Here is a 16,882-nt window from a genome sequence, read left to right as displayed (position 1 = left end):
AGTCCCGCACCTTCCCGACCCACTTTCCCGCGGCCTGAAGCGATAAGCACCCAATATGGGTTGATTTTGCTGCAAGGCCGCCCCAAAGAGGGTCGGGAAGGTACGCATGGACGTTCGACGGCGGTCGCCGCGCCAAGCCTCTGGTCCGCGGCTCCAATAGCGGATATTGTAAGTTTACTGATGAATTTGGAGCCAGCGAGGAGGACACCGTGACCGAGAAGGATACGGAACGCACCACCGCAAGCGAAGACACCCTGGATCCGATCACCCACCCCTTCGACCAGACCAATGGCTTGGCCGATGACCTTGAGGGCGACTCGGACGGCACGGCTGAGAGCGACACCCGCAGTGCGGCCGAGCGCTCGGACGAGGACGAATCAGGTGCCGGAGTCTTCGAAGGAGACACGTCGGAGGACGCCACCGGACCGGAGGGCCGACGGGGACCGGGTGCCGTGCCGCCTCTGGGTGGTTCGCTCGGCCAGCACTGACAAGCCCGGCCTCACTCCAACCCTCTCTCACATACCGCCCCTTTCCCGTCGACCCTCTATCACCAGGTGAGAGAGGGTCGGCCGGAAGCCGGGGTTATGTGAGAGAGGGTGCGCCGGAAGCCGGGGTTATGTGAGAGAGGGTTGGTTTTGGCGGCCGGGGATGGCTGAGATCAGGGCCTTCGTGTACTCCTCCACAGGGTTCACCAGAACGTCCGAGGCGTCACCGATCTCCACGAGCTTGCCGGACTGCATCACCGCTACTCGGTCGGAAATCTGCTGGACCACGGCGAGGTCGTGCGAAATGAAGAGGTAGCTCAACGATTCCTGCGCCTGCAACTCCACCAACAAGGCAAGGATCTGGGCTTGCACGGACACATCCAGTGCCGACACGGCCTCGTCCAGCACCACGAGTTCCGGTTTCAAGGCCAAGGCCCGGGCAATGGCCACCCGCTGCCGCTGTCCGCCGGAAAGCTCAGCCGGGCGCCGGGAACCATAGCCCGCGGGCAGATGCACCTCGTCCAACAAGGAACGCACCCGGGCACGCCGCTCTGCCGGAGACCCCTCAGCGAAAGCCCGGAGCGGTTCGGCAATGATGTCCTCCACAGAGAACCGGGGATCAACCGAGGCATAGGGGCTCTGGAACACCACTTGGAACCGCCGCCGCAGTTGGCGCAGCCGCTCACCCCGCACCGAGGCGAGGTCGACGCCGTCGAACACTACCGAACCGGAGGTCGGCTTTTCGAGCCGCAACAGCAGCCGGGCCACCGTGCTCTTTCCAGAGCCGGACTCCCCCACCAACGCCAGCGTTTCGCCACGGCGTATGTCCAAGGAAACGTCATCCACGGCGGTCAAAGAACGCGCACCACCGGCGGTTCGGGGCAGCGAAAAGACCTTCCGCAGTGCCTCCGCCTGCACCAAAACCTGGCCATCCGCCGTCGGGCTTCCGCCCGGTACAGAACCGGAAAGGGAGCCGGAGGCGCCCACTGAACGCAACCGTCGCGGGCTCAAGCCGGGCGCCGCTTCAATGAGTTGCTCGGTATACGGGTGCTGCGGATTGCCCAGGACCGCGGCGGCCGGCCCCTCCTCCACAATGGCGCCCTGCTTCATGACGATGATCCGGTCTGCCCGATCTGCGGCGACACCGAGGTCGTGCGTGATCAGGAGGACGGCGGTGCCCCGTTCGGCGGTCAGGGCGGCAATGTTGTCCAGAATCTGGCGCTGCACCGTGACGTCCAAAGCGCTGGTGGGTTCGTCGGCAATGACCAGTTTTGGTTGGGCGGCAAGGGCCGTCGCGATCAGCACACGCTGCCGCATCCCGCCGGAGAATTGGTGCGGATACTGCTTCGCGCGGGTGGCGGCATCACGGATGCCACTTTCCCCCAACAGCTCAACCGCCCGACGTCGGGCCTCCTTCCGAGGCTGCAGGCGGTGAATGGTCAGGGCCTCCGCTACCTGCTCGCCCACCTTCTGCAGCGGGTCGAGCGATGCCGTGGGGTCCTGCGGAATCAGCCCGATTTCCTTGCCCCGAACGCCTTGCCATTCCTTGCGGGTCAGCGAGGTGAGGTCGGCCCCGTCAAACGTGATGCTGCCGGCCGCAAAGCGCGCGTTCCCGGGCAGCAGGTTGATGATGGAGTGCGCGGTGGTGGTCTTGCCCGAGCCCGACTCCCCGACAATCGCCACAACCTCGCCCGCATTGACCTCGAACGACACACCGGACACGGCGGTTTTCGCTTCGCCGTTGACCAGGTAATCGACGCGTAACCCCTCGACCTTCAGCAGCGGACTCATTTCCGGTTCCTTTCAGCGTCCTGGAACGCATGCGAAATGCGGTTGGTGGACAGCACGACGGCGGCAATCACCACGCCGGGCAAGGTCACCAGCCACCACGCGGCCACCAGGTAGTCGCGGCCTCCGGCCACGAGCGAACCCCATTCGGCTGCGGGCGGCGGAGCACCGAAGCCGAGGAAGCTCAGCGACGAAATGGACAGCACAGCCATGCCGAACTCCAACGCGGACAGCGCCAGGACCGGGCCGGCCGCATTGGGCAGGATGTGCCGGAGCAGGATGCTGTGCCAGCGCACCCCGGCCGAACGGGCAGCCTCGACGTAGACGGCGGTGCTGACGCGGAGGGCCTCGGCGCGCATGATGCGGGCAAAGTTAGCCACGCTGGCAACACCGACGGCGACGGCAATGTTGATGGTTCCAAAGCCCAGCACCGTGATCAGAGCCAGCGAAAGCAACAGGCTGGGGATGGCCAGGAGAACGTCCATGACGCGCATGATCGCATCGTCCACCCAGCCGCGAAGGGAGCCCGCGAGCAGGCCCAACGCAGAGCCCGCAACGAGTCCCACCGCAACAGCCACGGCAGTTGCAGCAAGGGACGTCGCCGAGCCATGCACCACGCGGGAGAACAGGTCGCGGCCCAGGCTGTCCGTCCCGAACCAGTGCTCGGCGGACGGCGGTTTGAGCCGGGACGAGGGAACACCCGCGTCCGGCGGCCATGACGTGAACGCCGTCGGGATCAAGGCCCACAGGATCACCGTGGCCAGGACAATGACGGACAGCACCAGCCCCGGCCGGGCGGCGGCCCGGCGTGCCAAGGATCGCCAAGCCCGGGCCTTCCGAGCCCCCGGGAACAGGCCCGACGCCGGGCGGTCGGCTTCCGTGGGGGCCTCCGGGAGGGCGGCCGCTTGCGGGAGCATACTGCCGGATGGGGAATCCGGGACAGTCTCCACCCGGCTATCAAGTTGCTGCGACATGCTGGCCCTCCTAGGCCTTGGCTCCGCGCGCCGTGTTGATGCGCGGATCCACAAGTGGGTAGATCAGGTCGACGATCAAGCTGGTGATCACAAAGATGGCTGCGGCCAGGACCACGAGTGTCTGCACCACAGGGATATCCCGGCTGTTCACCGCCGTGACAGTCAGCCTGCCGATTCCGGCGCGGGAGAACACTGTCTCACTCACGACGGCTCCGGCCAGCAGGTTTCCCACCAGGATCCCCAGCATGGTCAGGGTTGGAATGGCGGCATTCCGCAGTGCATGGCCGAAGTTGATCAGTGCTTCGCTGGCTCCCTTGGCCCGGATCTGTTCGATGTACGGCTCCCCGAGAGTCTGGTGCAGGCTCCGGGTGAGCAACTGGGCGATCACGGCTGAGGTGGGTATGGCCAAAGTCAACGCCGGCAACACGAGGCTTTCACCGCCGTCGTTCCCTATCGCCGGGAACAAGCGGAACCGGAAGGAGAAGAACTGAAGCAGCAGCAGGCCAATCCAGAACGTCGGCACCGCGATCCCCAGCGGCGGCAGCGAGGAGAAGGCCGTGCGGATCCAGCGGTTGCGGCTGAAGGCTGCAACCACTGCCAAGGCGCTGCCCAGGACCACGGCCAGCGCAAATCCTGCGATGGCCAACTTGATGGTTTCCGGCAGGACCTCGGCGACGGTGGCCGTGGCCGGTACTCCGTTCTTGATGGAGACGCCGAAGTCCAGTTGCAGGGCCTTCACCAGCGCTATGAAGTATTGCTCGTGGATGGGCCTGTCCAGCCCGTACTCGCTGCGCAGCTTGGCCACGAGGGCAGGGTCAACGGCGTTTTGTTCGTCGCCGCTGGCCATGATGCTCACGGCGTCGCCGGGCAGCAAGTACAGGATCAGGAAGGACACGGTGTAGGCAGCCCAGAGAACGAACGCTCCCTGCAGCAACCGCCGGCCGATGTAGCGGATCATGGGATGCCTACTTGCTCAGCCAGGCGTCGTAGAAGTCCAGGCGGCTGGAAGCTTCGAACTTGAGGTCGTGGACCTTCTCGCTGGCCGAAATCGTGGTGGACAGTTCGTACAGCGGGATGGAGTGTGCGTCCTTGATCAGTGCTTCCTGGGCCTGGTCAACCAGCTTCTGGCGGGCGTCCTTGTCCAAGGCCGCCGCCTGCTCGCCCAAGGTGTCATCGACGGGAAGTTTCTCGCGGAGGTTGCTGCCACCGCGGGCCGTATTCGAGGCAAAGACAGTGCGCAGAACATCCGGATCGCTTCGGGTCAGGTTGCCGTAGGAGAAGTCATAGGTCTTGTCCGCCTGGGCCGCCGTGACATCGGCAATCGTGGTGAACTTCAACTGCAGGTCCACGCCGATGGCTTTGAGCTGCTGCTGGACAAGCTCCAGGACTTCCTTGGGTGACTGCCAGTAGGTGACCTTGAAGGAGAGCTTCTCGCCGTTCTTTTCGCGGATGCCGTCGGCACCCGGCTTCCACCCGGCGTCGTCCAGAAGCTTCTTGGCACCGTCCGGATCGTGGGCCAGCAGCGAGCTGTAGTCCTTGAAGTACGGCGTGGTGTGGGACAGGATGCCCTTGGCCGGCTGGTCCGCCTCGGTCAGGAGGGTCTTGGTGATTTCCTCGCGGTTGATGGCCTTGGAAATGGCCTGTCGTACTGCGGTTTCCTTCAGCTTGGGGTTGGACTCGTTGGAGTACAGGTTGTAGACGACGCCCGGGTTGGCGCGGGTTTCGTTCCAAAAACCATTGCCACTGAACAACTGGATGTCCGCCGCTGAGATGGCCGCCGTGGCATCGATCTGGCCGGACTGCAGGCTGCCGGTACGGTTGCCCGCCTCCGGGATGATCTTGAACGTGACCGAGTCCAGGTAGGCCTCACCCTTGTTGCTGTTGGTGGAGGACGGCCAGTTATAGCCGGAGCGGCGTTCCAGGACGGCTTCCTTGTCCACGGTGTAGCTCTTGACGTTGAAGGGGCCGGAACCCGAGAACTTCCCGGCGCAGCGGTCCGCTTCTGAGAGCTTGGCCGACGCCGGAGACAACAGGCCCAGCGTGAACGTGGACGTGGCCTGGAGGAACTGTGCGTTCGGCTTGGAGAAGTCCACCACCACGGTTTGCGGGTCCTTCACGGTGATGGCGCTGACGTCGCTGAGGTACGTGGAGCCGAGGGTTGCTTTGGCGCCGAGGGCCTTGATGGCTTCGAAGTTGGTCTTCACCGACGCCGCATCAATCGCCGTGCCGTCCGCGTAGGTTGCACCCGTGCGCAGGGTGAAGGTGAAGCTGGTGGCGTTCGCGTTGTTCTCGAACTTCTCGGCCAGCCACGGCACGATTTCGCCGGTCTTCGGGTCCTGCGCGGTCAGCGAGGCCACGGTCTGGCGGGCGATCGCGATCGCATCGTTGTTGCCTACCTGCTGCGGGTCGATGCAGCCACGGTCCACGGAGACGGCGAAATTCAGGTTCCCACCGGCAACAGGCGAGGCGGCGGCGCTTTGCTGCGCACCGGCGTCGGCCCCTCCACCGCAGGCGGAGGCCAGGAGCGCAACGGCTCCCAGGACGCTGACGACGGCGGCGGGCTTCTTTCCGCTGCGGGCTGCGGAAGGTTTGGGGAGTCTCATGCGACGTTTTCGCTTTCAGTGTGGTGGGTGCTGGTGAGTGATCCGCGACGGGTGAGGGGCTCGCGGAGCCCGAGGTTTTCGCGGAGGTTGGTGCCTTCGTATTCGGTGCGGTAGACCCCGCGGTCCTGGAGCCTGGGGACAAGCTCGTTCACGATGTCGTCAAGGCCGGACGGAACAATCCACGGGGTGATGTTGAAGCCATCCACGGCTCCTGCGTGGGCGTATTCGGCGAGCTTGTCCGCGACGTCGTCGTAGGAGCCCACTAGTCCACGGCCGTTCAGGCGGGAGCGGGCAGCCACGAACTGCCGGATGGACAGGCCCTTATCCTCGGCTTCGGCACGCCATTGGGCGGCGAGTTCCTTGGCGCTCTTGCCGTGGAAGGCGTTGCCGCGCGTGGGGTTGGTGACGTCCACCACCGGGTCGATGTCCGGGAGTGGCCCGTCCGGGTCATACTCGGTGAGGGTCCGGCCCCAGAACTGCTCAAGGTAAGCTATCGCGGTTTCCGGGCCAACCTGCTGCGAACGGACCCACTGGTGCTTTTCCTCGGCTTCGGCAGCTGTGGCGCCAAGGATGAACTCCTGGCCGGGGAAGATCTTCACGTCGTCTGCCGGGCGGCCGGCTTTGAGGGTCCTGGCCACGATGTCTTCGCGGAACTTCTTCGCGTCCTCCAACTCGGGGTGGGCCGAGAAGATGACGTCGGCGTTCCTGACCGCGAAGTCGCGGCCGTCCGGAGAATCACCGGCCTGGAACAGCACCGGGTGGTGCTGGCTGGAGCGGGGAAGCCGTCCGGTGATCTCGACGTCGAAGCTTTGGTCCTTGCGCTGCACCGCGGTGATGCTGTCCTCGCGGAGCCAGCGTGGGTCATTCCGGGACCCGGCGATTGCGCCGTCAGCCCAGGAATCCCAAATGGCCTTGGCAGTCTGGACGAACGCTTCGGCCCGGATGTAGCGGTCCTCGTGCTTGAGGAACCCTCCGCGCCTGAAGTTGGCGCCGGTCCATGCATTGTCCGTCGTGACGATGTTCCACGCGGCCCGGCCGCCGGACAACAGGTCCAGGCTGGCAAGGCGGTGGGCAAGGTCGGCGGGGTCGTTGTAGGTGGTGTTCTGGGTAGCCACCAGGCCGATGTTGGTGGTGATGGCAGCGAGCGCGGCCAACGCCGTCTGCGCGTCGGGGCGGCCAGCGACGTCGAGGTCGTGGATCTTGCCCAGGTGTTCGCGGAGGCGGAGGCCCTCGCCGAGGAAAAACGCGGTGAACAGGCCACGTTCGGCGGTCTGGGCCACGCGGCGGAAGGATTCGAAATCCGTCTGCGAGCCACTGGTTTCGTCTTTCCAGACGGTGGTGTGGTTGACGCCCTGGAAGAAGACCCCGAACTGGATCTGCCCGTTGCCTGCAATGCGGTGGTGATTGGTCATCTGATGCTCTCTCTGGCTTCTCGGCGGGCGTTTCAGGCCGCGGCGTAGCGGTTGACGGGGCGTGGAAGGTGGAGGGTTTCGCGCAGCGTGGTGCCCGGCGTTGGGGGCGTCACAAGCCCTGACGCGTGCAGTCCAGGCAACACCTTGTACGCCAACTCCGGCAGATCGATGTCCAGGACGGCCGGCCTGAGGCGAACGCCATCCGTGGCTGCGAAGAGGGCGGTGAGGAGTTTCACCAACCCCTGGGCATCTCCCACATAGCGGGCTCCGCCATGCCACTTTTCATGGGCGTCAAGCTCTTCGAGCCTCTCGGCAGCGCTCTGCCCGCGGGCGTCCAGTACGACGTCGAGCTCAACCAACGTTCGCTGCGCCCCTGAGGCCGTTGCCGCCTGGGCCGCCTGCGCGAGCTCGTCGGCGGAGTCCGCGGAGACCAAGGCAACGTCAGCTTCGACGGCGGGAATCAGCTCCGCGGGGGCGAACACCACCAGCTGGCCTTGAAGCGGGCGCGGGATGATGGACGGTCCTTTGACGGAGAACCGCTGCCCTTCGAAGTTGGCGTAGTGCAGTTTGTCGCGGTCCAGGTAACGGCCTGTGGCAACGTCGCGGATGACGGCGTCGTCTTCCCATGAGTCCCAGAGCCTGCGGTTGGCCTGGACCACGTCCGCCGCCTCGCTTGCTGTTTCTTCCGGCGGCAGCGGCGAGCGACCCACGGAGCGGGCTTCCGCCACGAAATTGTCCGCATTCACCAACCAGCCGGCGCGGCCCTGGGAGGAGTAGTCCAGGCTGGCGAGCTGCGTGGCGACGTGGAAAGGCTCGGTGAAGAGCGTTCCCACTTCCGGGACCAGCCCCAGGGAGCGGGTGATCGGTGCGGCGAAGGCTGCGCGCTGGACGGCGTCGATACGGGTAGGAACCCCGGAGGTGCCGTCATCCACCACGCGGCTGTCCTTGAAGGTTGCCAGATGGAAACCCGCGATGTCTGCTGTCTGGACAGTCTCACGGATCCGCTGGCCCCCCAACAGTGCCTGCGGATCATGGAGGGCCTTTCGCCACGCAGCCGGGTGGGCTCCATCGCCGTCGAGCTCCAAGGCAACAACACGCGAACGGAAATCAGGTTTGGAAGGCATGTTTCTCTCTTTCACAGGCCGCAGCGCGGCCGGGTTGACATTCACTTGCCGCAGTCGCGGCCAGGTCTGTTTCCGGAGCACCCCGCCACTTAATGCCTGAGGGTTGCCGCAGCGCGAGCCGGTCCTTGGCGCGCTGACTCTTGACCTGGAATTGAATCTAGGAGCGGCTCCAAGGAATGTACAAACGGCGTTGACTTGAAGCGTCAACGCGGGAAACAGCGCGTCAAGCGGCTGCCAAGTTCGTCATTTTTCCCACGATTTGCAGGCTCGTATGACATTCCATTGCTCCGGGTTGAGCCGCGTTGAGTCCAGTTGAGCCGGGTGACGAACGGGCTTTGGTGCGCCCCTTCCGCTCCGTAGGGTCGTGACATGCCGAAGCCTTCCGTGATCCCCTTGTCAGTCCTTGACCTCAGCCCGGTGTCAGCCAACCAGAGCTCCGGCGACGCCCTGCGCAGCACCATTGCCTTGGCCGTCGCAGCCGAAGCCGCCGGCTACTCCCGCTACTGGCTGGCCGAGCACCACCTCAACGACGGCGTTGCAGGTTCAGCGCCGCATGTGCTGGCCGGGCTCGTGGCATCGGCAACAAAGACGATCAGGGTAGGTACCGCGGCCACACTGTTGGGCAACTACCGCCCGTTGCAGATCGCCGAGAGCATCGGAACCCTGGCGGCGGTGTTCCCGGACCGCTTGGATCTGGGTTTTGGCCGTTCCGGTCCGCCCAAGTCCCCGAGCGAACCGGCGCCGGGCCAGCCCGCTCCCGCCGCGGACCAATCGGCGGAGCGCGTTGTGGACGGTCTCGTCGTCCCCGCCGCCCGCCCAATTTTCGGCGCAGTCCTTCCGCGCAAGTTCCGCCTGCAAAGCGAACTCCTGGGCCGGTTCCCGGGCGACACAGACAATTTCGAGAACGACGTCCAGGACATCATCGGCTTTTTCACCGGGGAATACCGCACCAAGCACGGCGAGGACGTCACGGCCACTCCCGCCCTGGGCCAGTCCCCGCAGTTCTGGATCCACGGGTCCACGGCCGGCCCCAGTGCCAGGCTTGCGGGGAAGCTGGGCCTGCCATTCGGAGCCAACTACCACGTGGCTCCCGCGACAGTGCTGGACTCGATCGCCGAATACCGCGCCCACTTCAAGCCCTCGGAAACGCTGCAGGAACCCCATGTCATCGTTTCGGCAGACGTCTTGGTGGCACCCGACGAATTCAGTGCCCGCCGTATCGGCCGTGGTTACGCCCAGTGGGTCCACGGCATCCGCAGCGGACAGGGAGCCATCCCCTACCCCTCCCCGGACGACGCCGCTGAGTTCACCGTGGACGCGGAAGCTTCCGAGCTGATCAAGGACCGTCTGGACACCCGGTTCGTCGGCGACCCCGGGCAGGTCACCGAAAGTCTGCGCACCCTCCAACGTGCCACCGGAGCCCAGGAACTGCTCATCACCACCATTGCCCACGACCCCGCCGACCGCGAGAACTCCTACCAGTTGCTCGCCGAAGCGTGGGGACTCTAGAACCTGTCCGATCACCCATTCAACATAAGGAGCACAAATGACCACCGAAATCCAGGAAGATACCCAGCTCATCACCGCGGAGGAAGCCGCCGCCCTGATTGCCGACGGCGTCCTGCTGATCGATGTCCGCAGCGAAGGCGGACGTGCCAGCACCGGCGCAGTCCCCGGTGCTGTAGTGGTGAACCGCGAACATGTGGAAGAGGACTTCGCACCCGAATCCGCACACCGTCTCCCCCAGGTCACCGGCACCGACCAGAAGATCGTGGTGTTCTGCGGTTCGGTCAACGGCTCGCGTCCTGTCGCTGAGAAGCTCAAGGTCCTTGGCTACGCCAACGCCGTCCACGTCGACGGCGGCTTCCCGGCCCTTCGCGACGCCGGCGTCCCCACCACCGGACCTACCGCACCGCCGGCTGAATCCGTTTAGGCGTCCACGGGTTCGGTGACGTCCGCGCGGCTGGTTCCTCCCGCCGTCGTACTTCCGGAAACCCGGCCCGGCGCCTGCGGTTCCGTTGCCGTCGTCGTGCTTTCCGCTTCGGAAGGCACGACGGCGGCACTTCCGTTTTCGGGGTCGGCCGCCTTTGTGGTGCGCGCCTTTGTGGTGCGTGCCTCGCGGAGCCAATCGAGGCTGCCTGCCACGACTGCGACGCCCAGCAGGATGCAGCACAGGAGGATGCCCTGGTGGAAGGCTTCTTTCGCGGCCCTGCCCGTGACGGCGCCCTGGGCCTGCAGGAACATGCCCGCCGCGGCAGCTGAACAGAGCGCGGCGGCGAAGCGTTGGCTGAGTTGGTAGAAACCGGCCGCGACGCCGGCAGCTCCGACCGGTGCGTGACCCAGCGTCAGGGTCTGGTTGGGCGCCACGACCAGACCGGTCGCGATCCCTTGGAGGAGCCCGACGACGGCGACCGCCAGTGCCGCCGTGGCGGAGTCGAAGCGTTGGACGAACACGTCCTTGGCTACCAGGGTGGCCAGGCTCGCGAGAAGGGCGAAGACGATCCCGGCGCGTTTGTAACGGGCCAAGTACCGCCAGCTGAAGCTTGATGCCAGGAGCATGCCCGCGGCTTGCGGGGCGAGGATTGCTGCGGCGGCGAGGGGTGCCATGCCGGTGCCGGAGAGGAAGTAGAAGGAAGTCACGGCGGCCATGCCCGCGCCGACGCCGAACTGGCACAGGGCGACCATCGTTCCCAGCGCGTACCCCTTGGAGGTGGCGAGTGCGGCGCTAAGCAGCGGTGTCTTGCCGCGGCGGTGGTAGAGGATTTCCCAGCCGGTGAACGCCAACAGGGCCGCGGCACCGACTGCCAGGGAAATCACCGCGACTGCACCCGCGCCGTAAATCGTGGGAATGAGCGAGGCCACCACCACACCGCCCAGCAAAAGCGCGCCGAGGACATCTATGGAGGACTTGCCTCCCCTGGTGCGGGCGGTCCTGGGCAACAGTGCGAAAGCCAGCGGGACCAGGATCAGGACGAGAGGAACGTTGGCCAGGAACAGGATCCGCCACGCAATGGCCGGGTCGCCCAAGGACAACACCAACCCGCCGATCAGCGGACCACACACCGCTGCCGAACCACCCGCGGCGGCGTAGGCGCCCAGCGCTTTGGCGCGGTCGTGGCCGGTGTAAACGTCCTGCAGCAAACCAAGGACCTGGGGATTCAGCGTGCCCGCGCCCAGCCCTTGGAGGAGCCTGGCCGCGATCACCCACGACGGGTCCGTGGCCAGTCCGCCCAGCAAACTCGAGGCGCCGAAGACGGCAATGCCCGCGATGAAGAGGGTGCGCCTGCCAACGATGTCCCCAAGCCTCCCCGCCGGAACGAGTGCGACACCAAATGCCAGCGAGTAGCTCGCGAGGATCCACTGGACGGCCCCGGAATCGGCATGGAGTGAGGCGGACATCGCCGGGACAGCGAGCACGAACACCGACTGATCCAGCAGTGTGATGAATCCGGCACCCAGGCAAAGCCATAGGGCGGAACGAGTGGCGTTTGTACCCATAATTGTGACTCTAGGCCCGCTTGACGCGGCCGGAGGCATCGCGAGTCACCCGGTTAAGGGGCATGAATTTGGGTTACTCCGGTTGACCTGCCGTGACTGTTGCGGGCGGTCCGGGCGACGCATCAGCACACGATTCTCAATGCTTTTTGCCGGGTGTTTCCCGCACCCCTAGCGTTGGCCGCATGACCGTCCACGAATCAGTCCTCGACGCCATCGGCGGCACGCCCCTGCTACGTCTCCAGAAGCTTGGAGCGGGTGTCCGGCCACGCATCTACGCCAAGCTGGAGTTCCAGAACATCGGCGGAAGCGTGAAGGACAGGGCCGCGCTATCCATGATCCGGGCGGCCGAGGAAGCCGGGCTTTTGAAGCCCGGAGGGACGGTCGTTGAAGGTACCAGCGGCAACACCGGCATCGGGTTGAGCCTGGTGGCCGCGCAGTTGGGCTACCGTTCGGTGATCTTCGCCCCGGCTGCCACAGCTGCCGAGAAGATCCGGCTGCTGAAGGCCTTTGGAGCCGAAGTCCATCTGGTGGCCGACTTCGTGCCACGTTCGGACCCCGGGCACCTCGCCAACCGTGCGGCGGCCTTTGCGGCATCGACGCCGGGAGCTTGGCTCGCGCTTCAGTACGACAACCCGGCCAATCCCGATGCACACTTTGTCGGCACTGGGCCGGAAATCTGGGCGGACACCTCGGGCAGCGTCACGCACTTTGTGGCAAGCGTGGGAACCGGTGGGACCATCAGCGGGACCGGGCGATTCCTGAAGCAAGCCAGCGACGGCGCAGTGCAGGTCATCGCCGCCGATCCCGAGCATTCCCGCTACGGCGGCGGCAACGGCTCGCTCAAATACACCGAAGGCGCCGGGCATCCGCTCCACCCGGCTTCCGTTGAAGATATTTGGCCCGAAGCGTTCGACAACGCGCTCGTGGACAAGTACTTCAGCATCACCGACCGCGACGCCATCTTCACCGCCAGGCGCGCTGCCCGTGAGGAAGGCCTGCTGATCGGGGCGACCGGCGGCACGGCACTCGCGGCCGCCCTCCAGCTCGCCGAAACCCTGGACGAAAACCACACCATCGTGGTGGTCCTGCCCGACTCCGGCCGGAACTACCTCTCAACCTATTTCGACGACGACTGGCTCACCTCTTTGGGCTTTCTGGAACCCACGACGCCGTCCGGAACCGTCCGTTCGCTGCTCACCCGTGCGCCTTCCGGTGTCCAGCTCCTGGCGAGCGGACTGACCGCGGCGGAGGCCGCCGTCGAACTTTACGCCCGTGGCCTGGCACCTGGCGAGCCGGCCTTCCTGGTCCTGGACCGCGGCGAAAGCTTTGGAACCGTGCACCCACGGGAGGTTGTGGCGGTGGTGACGCTGGAGTCGTTGAGCGCCGTGGACGACGCGGCCTCGGCCGATACTGCGGGACTCGCCTACAGCGTTCTTGGAGCCGGCCTCCCGGTGCCAGCCCAAGCGGGTGCTGATGGCGGGACGGGCGGGGAGATCATCGCGGTTCTGGTCGACGGCCGCATCGCCGCCACCCTCCCCTGACCCTCTCTCACATCCCACCCACTTGCCCCCAACCCTCACTCACAACCCACCCACTTGCCCCCAACCCTCACTCACACCCCCGCACCTTCACCCCAACCCTCACTCACAACCCACCCGCTTGACCCCAACCCTCACTCACAACAGCTGGCCGGGCGCGTCGAGAAAGGGGTCGGGTGAGCCGGGGGAAGGATCGATCCAGAGAGCGAGGGTCCGGGAGAGCCACCCCGTATGTGAACGAGCGTCCCAATCAAACCGGTGTAACGTGAGCGAGCGTCCGGAACAAACCGGTGTTACGTGAGCGAGCGTCCCGATCAAACCGGTGTTATGTGAGCGAGCGTCGGCGAAAAGGGGGGATTTAGTGAGAGAGGGTGCGGGAGCGGGCGGCGGCGTGCGCGGCCCGGCGGGATTCGGCACTCAAGCCGCGTTCCCTGTGCGCAACTTCCTGCTTCAGCTGCGGGATCACGTGCTGGCCGAACTCGATCGCATCCGGCACAAAGTCGTAGCCACGCAGGCCGAAGATCTCAAAGCCGAGGTCGTGGTAGTCGAGGATCGCCTGGGTGACTGTGTCATAGGAGCCAACCAACGCCGTCGCGCTTCCTCCTCCGCCTCCCGCAGCTTTGGCGAGGGCCGTCCACAAGGCGCGGTCGTGCAGGTCTCCCCGTTCGGCGGCTGCCAAAAGCCGCTGGGTTCCTGCAGCTTCCGGCTTCACGGCATAGTGCCGGACAGGATCGATGACTTCGCCGGCGGACCGGCGCGATTCAAACGTAGCAAGAATGGAGCGCGCCTTCTCCCACGCCAGCTCATCCGTCGCGGCAACGATGGGCCGGAACGCTATTTGCCACCGAAGCGGCGACGTACGCCCCAGAGCTGCGGCCCGCAAGAGGATCTGCTCCTGCTGGCCAGCGGCATCAGCCAACGGCTCCCCGAACAGGGCATAAATGTCGGCCTCAGCAGCACCCACCGACCAAGCGGCCTCGGATGACCCGCCAAAGGAGATACCAGGACGCTTCCCGGCAAATGGGCCCAAACCCGAGGCAAAGTCCTCAAAGCGGTAATGCTCACTGTCCCAGCTGAAGGTGTCGCCGGACCAAGCCCGCCGCACAATCTGCATGTACTCCTGCGTCCTCCCATACCGGGCATCCTTCGCCAGGAAATCACCTTCCCGTGCTTGGTCCGCTTGGCTGCCACCGGTGATGAAGTGCACCGTCAAGCGCCCCTGCGCTATGTGGTCCAGGGTGAGGAAGGACCGCGCAGCGAACGTCGGGTGTGACACGTTGGGCCGGTGCGCCAACCTCAGCTGAATCCGCTCGGTGTTGGCCGCAACCCACGTGGCATGGACGGCTGGATCCTGGGTCGTCGAGTTGTACGCGAACAACACATGGTCCCAATTGTTGTCCTCGTGGATCCGCGCGATCTTCGCAGCGTAGGAAGGGTCGAAGAAGGCCGTTGTGGCTGGCGAAGTCTCCGTGGAGTCGTTGCCGGCACCCATGCCGAGGAATTCGATAGGCATTACAAAATCTCCAAAGAAACTTAGCGGCGAAGGATTCGCTGGGCCAGGAAGTTGCCCAGCAACTGCGCGGCCTGAACCATGACGATGATGATGAGCACCGTGACCAGCGTGACTTCCCAGTTGAACTGCTGGTAGCCGTACATGATGGCGAAGTTGCCCAGCCCGCCGCCGCCGATGTACCCGGCCATGGCGGACATGTCCACGATCGCGATGATCATGAAGGTGTAGCCGAGGATCAGCGGCGCCAAGGACTCGGGAATCACCACGGCCCACAGGATGCGCAGGCGGCTGTCGCCCATGGCCCGGGCAGCTTCCACCACGCCGGGATCGGACGCCACCAGGTTCTGTTCCACCACCCGCCCGATCACGACGCCGGCCATCAGCGCCATGGGCAGGATCGCCGCAGTGGTGCCGATGGTGGTTCCCATGATGATCAGCGTCAGAGGAGCGATGGCCGTGATGAAGATGATGAACGGGATGGGCCGGATGATGTTCACCTGGAAGTTGAGCACGGAAAACACGGCCTTGTTGGCAAACAGATTCCCGGGCCGCGTGGCGTACAGCGTCACACCGAGCACCAACCCGGCCAGTCCGCTGAGCAGCACGGTGATGACCACCATGTAGATGGTCTGCTGGAAGGATTCGCCCAGGACGGGCAGGAGGGTGGTCCAGTCGGTGGTCATGCTTTCTCTCCAACAGTGGCGAGGTTCGGTACGCCAGTTTCGGTGGGTGCCGCCGTCGGAATTTGGCGTTCGACGGCGGTGACGTCACCCAGTTCGGCGAGCGCCGCGTCAATCGATGCGTCGCTGCCAGTGAGTTCATAGGTGAGCGTGCCCAGGATGCGGTTCTGGATTTCGGTGACGCCGCCGAAGACCACGCTGGAGCCGACGCCGTGGCGCTCAAAGGTGGCAGCGACCAAGGGAGTGGGCGCGGCTTCGGAAATGCCCACCGAGACCAGCAACCCCGGGTGAGCGGCCGAGAGCCGTTGGACCGTCTCGGGCTCGGGGGTTCCGTGGACCGCGGTGGACACAAAGCGCTGGGTGGAGGGGCTCTGGGGGTTTGCGAACACGGAGTAGGTGGGCCCGGATTCCACAACGCGCCCGGATTCCATCATCACCACGGTGTCGCAAATCTCGCGGACCACGTTCATTTCGTGGGTAATGACCACCACGGTGGTGCCGAGTTCCTTGTTGATACGGCGCAGCAGGCGCAGTACATCCCTTGTGGTTTCGGGGTCCAAGGCGCTGGTGGCTTCGTCGGCGAGGAGAATGTCCGGGGCGTTGGCCAGCGCACGGGCAATGCCTACCCTTTGCTGCTGCCCACCGGAAAGGCGCCGCGGGTAGGTGCCTGCCTTGTCGGCGATCCCCACGAATTCCAGGAGTTCCTCCACACGGGGCCGGATCTTCTCCTTGGGCCAGCCGGCAACTTTCAAGGGGTAGGCCACGTTGCCGAAGACGGTGCGGGACTTGAGCAGGTTGAACTGCTGGAAGATCATGCCGATCCCGGACCGGACTTTCCGCAACTGGCTTTCCGGCAAAGAAGAGATGTCCTGCCCTTTGACGATCACTTGCCCCTCGGTGGGACGTTCCAGTCCGTTGAGCAGCCGCACCAGCGTGGACTTCCCGGCGCCGGAGTATCCAACGATCCCGACGACCGTTCCTTCTTCAATGTCCAGGGTGACGGAGTCGACGGCGCGCACCGGAGCAGCACCCTTGTTCACGGTCCGGCCTCCGGGGACCGGGAATTGTTTACTGACTCCGCGCAGGGAGACGATGGCGCTCAACGGAGCCTCCTTGAGGTTGTTTGGGACCTCATTCCAACAGCGACACCACTCCCGGATCGAACCCGGTGACCCCCTGTGACCTGCGGTTTCTTTCCTTGACGGCAGGCGTCGAAGTGTTGCGGGCCCGCTCGATTCCGGTGCACGCAACTGCCTAGCGTGAGGCA

At 65.2% G+C, this 16,882-nt stretch carries 13 protein-coding genes, 1 pseudogene and 1 riboswitch; of the genes and pseudogenes, 4 read left to right on the top strand and 10 right to left on the bottom strand.

Translation table 11 applies throughout. The features are described from left to right. The first annotated feature begins 209 nt into the window (after positions 1-209). The gene (locus FDP28_RS10395) at positions 210-488 is read left to right on the top strand and encodes a hypothetical protein (protein WP_260842421.1); all 279 of its coding nucleotides are present in this window, start codon (positions 210-212) and stop codon (positions 486-488) included. A 126-nt stretch (positions 489-614) separates the two neighbouring features. Here FDP28_RS10395 and FDP28_RS10390 read toward each other — a convergent pair whose 3' ends face one another. From FDP28_RS10390 to FDP28_RS10365, 6 genes are read right to left on the bottom strand one after another with little or no spacing between them, the layout of a single operon-like run. Further along, positions 615-2,276: a dipeptide ABC transporter ATP-binding protein gene (locus FDP28_RS10390; RefSeq protein WP_144661352.1), complete on the bottom strand. Its 1,662-nt coding sequence runs from the start codon at positions 2,274-2,276 to the stop codon at positions 615-617. Further along, the gene (locus tag FDP28_RS10385; RefSeq protein WP_144661351.1) at positions 2,273-3,247 is read right to left on the bottom strand and encodes an ABC transporter permease; all 975 of its coding nucleotides are present in this window, start codon (positions 3,245-3,247) and stop codon (positions 2,273-2,275) included. The genes FDP28_RS10390 and FDP28_RS10385 overlap by 4 nt, the downstream gene beginning before the upstream one ends. A 10-nt stretch (positions 3,248-3,257) precedes the next feature. Next, the gene (locus FDP28_RS10380) at positions 3,258-4,205 is read right to left on the bottom strand and encodes an ABC transporter permease (RefSeq protein ID WP_144661350.1); all 948 of its coding nucleotides are present in this window, start codon (positions 4,203-4,205) and stop codon (positions 3,258-3,260) included. 7 nt (positions 4,206-4,212) lie between these two features. Beyond that, on the bottom strand, positions 4,213-5,850 hold the full coding sequence (locus tag FDP28_RS10375; protein ID WP_144661349.1) for an ABC transporter substrate-binding protein: 1,638 nt from the start codon (positions 5,848-5,850) through the stop codon (positions 4,213-4,215). After that, positions 5,847-7,262 carry an NtaA/DmoA family FMN-dependent monooxygenase gene (locus tag FDP28_RS10370; RefSeq protein WP_144661348.1) on the bottom strand — a complete coding sequence of 472 codons (1,416 nt, stop codon included), beginning with the start codon at positions 7,260-7,262 and terminating at the stop codon, positions 5,847-5,849. The genes FDP28_RS10375 and FDP28_RS10370 overlap by 4 nt, the downstream gene beginning before the upstream one ends. Positions 7,263-7,294: 32 nt before the next feature. Further along, positions 7,295-8,386 (bottom strand): LLM class flavin-dependent oxidoreductase, encoded by a 1,092-nt coding sequence (locus FDP28_RS10365; RefSeq protein ID WP_144661347.1) that lies wholly within the window; start codon positions 8,384-8,386, stop codon positions 7,295-7,297. Between the two features lie 36 nt (positions 8,387-8,422). Further along, a riboswitch (SAM riboswitch) is annotated at positions 8,423-8,532 on the bottom strand. 223 nt (positions 8,533-8,755) lie between these two features. On the opposite strand from FDP28_RS10365, the gene FDP28_RS10360 reads away from it, so the two are divergent. Both FDP28_RS10360 and FDP28_RS10355 read left to right on the top strand, forming a co-directional pair. Next, positions 8,756-9,895, top strand: coding sequence for an LLM class flavin-dependent oxidoreductase (locus FDP28_RS10360; RefSeq protein WP_144661346.1), 1,140 nt, complete (start codon positions 8,756-8,758; stop codon positions 9,893-9,895). A gap of 37 nt (positions 9,896-9,932) precedes the next feature. Next, positions 9,933-10,319: a rhodanese-like domain-containing protein gene (locus FDP28_RS10355; protein WP_144661345.1), complete on the top strand. Its 387-nt coding sequence runs from the start codon at positions 9,933-9,935 to the stop codon at positions 10,317-10,319. Here the strand turns inward: FDP28_RS10355 and FDP28_RS10350 are convergent. Further along, on the bottom strand, positions 10,316-11,884 hold the full coding sequence (locus FDP28_RS10350; RefSeq protein ID WP_144661344.1) for an MFS transporter: 1,569 nt from the start codon (positions 11,882-11,884) through the stop codon (positions 10,316-10,318). The genes FDP28_RS10355 and FDP28_RS10350 overlap by 4 nt on opposite strands. 182 nt (positions 11,885-12,066) lie before the next feature. Between FDP28_RS10350 and FDP28_RS10345 the strand changes: the two genes are divergently transcribed. Next, entirely contained in the window at positions 12,067-13,425 is a 1,359-nt protein-coding gene (locus FDP28_RS10345; RefSeq protein WP_144661343.1) for a PLP-dependent cysteine synthase family protein, read from the top strand. A 535-nt stretch (positions 13,426-13,960) separates the two neighbouring features. Here the strand turns inward: FDP28_RS10345 and FDP28_RS10340 are convergent. The 3 genes and pseudogenes from FDP28_RS10340 to FDP28_RS10330 all read right to left on the bottom strand — a co-directional run. Further along, positions 13,961-14,914 (bottom strand): annotated as a pseudogene (locus FDP28_RS10340) (LLM class flavin-dependent oxidoreductase); the annotation flags it as partial. A 41-nt stretch (positions 14,915-14,955) separates the two neighbouring features. Then, positions 14,956-15,618: a methionine ABC transporter permease gene (locus FDP28_RS10335; protein WP_144661341.1), complete on the bottom strand. Its 663-nt coding sequence runs from the start codon at positions 15,616-15,618 to the stop codon at positions 14,956-14,958. Continuing rightward, positions 15,615-16,718 carry a methionine ABC transporter ATP-binding protein gene (locus FDP28_RS10330; RefSeq protein WP_144661340.1) on the bottom strand — a complete coding sequence of 368 codons (1,104 nt, stop codon included), beginning with the start codon at positions 16,716-16,718 and terminating at the stop codon, positions 15,615-15,617. Before FDP28_RS10330 ends, FDP28_RS10335 begins: the two co-directional genes overlap by 4 nt. Between the last annotated feature and the right edge of the window lie 164 nt (positions 16,719-16,882).

This window comes from Paenarthrobacter nicotinovorans (assembly GCF_007670255.1).
Lineage (GTDB): Bacteria > Actinomycetota > Actinomycetes > Actinomycetales > Micrococcaceae > Arthrobacter > Arthrobacter nicotinovorans_B.
Note: the sequence above shows the minus strand (reverse complement) of the source record. Positions and strands in the feature narration are given on the sequence as shown.

Bases quoted from the DNA above. Each gene is read 5' to 3' on its own strand.
- FDP28_RS10390 (WP_144661352.1), bottom strand. From the start codon at position 2,276: ATGAGTCCGCTGCTGAAGGTCGAGGGGTTACGCGTCGATTACCTGGTC.
- FDP28_RS10385 (WP_144661351.1), bottom strand. From the start codon at position 3,247: ATGTCGCAGCAACTTGATAGCCGGGTGGAGACTGTCCCGGATTCCCCA.
- FDP28_RS10380 (WP_144661350.1), bottom strand. From the start codon at position 4,205: ATGATCCGCTACATCGGCCGGCGGTTGCTGCAGGGAGCGTTCGTTCTC.
- FDP28_RS10375 (WP_144661349.1), bottom strand. From the start codon at position 5,850: ATGAGACTCCCCAAACCTTCCGCAGCCCGCAGCGGAAAGAAGCCCGCC.
- FDP28_RS10370 (WP_144661348.1), bottom strand. From the start codon at position 7,262: ATGACCAATCACCACCGCATTGCAGGCAACGGGCAGATCCAGTTCGGG.
- FDP28_RS10365 (WP_144661347.1), bottom strand. From the start codon at position 8,386: ATGCCTTCCAAACCTGATTTCCGTTCGCGTGTTGTTGCCTTGGAGCTC.
- FDP28_RS10360 (WP_144661346.1), top strand. From the start codon at position 8,756: ATGCCGAAGCCTTCCGTGATCCCCTTGTCAGTCCTTGACCTCAGCCCG.
- FDP28_RS10355 (WP_144661345.1), top strand. From the start codon at position 9,933: ATGACCACCGAAATCCAGGAAGATACCCAGCTCATCACCGCGGAGGAA.
- FDP28_RS10350 (WP_144661344.1), bottom strand. From the start codon at position 11,884: ATGGGTACAAACGCCACTCGTTCCGCCCTATGGCTTTGCCTGGGTGCC.
- FDP28_RS10345 (WP_144661343.1), top strand. From the start codon at position 12,067: ATGACCGTCCACGAATCAGTCCTCGACGCCATCGGCGGCACGCCCCTG.
- FDP28_RS10335 (WP_144661341.1), bottom strand. From the start codon at position 15,618: ATGACCACCGACTGGACCACCCTCCTGCCCGTCCTGGGCGAATCCTTC.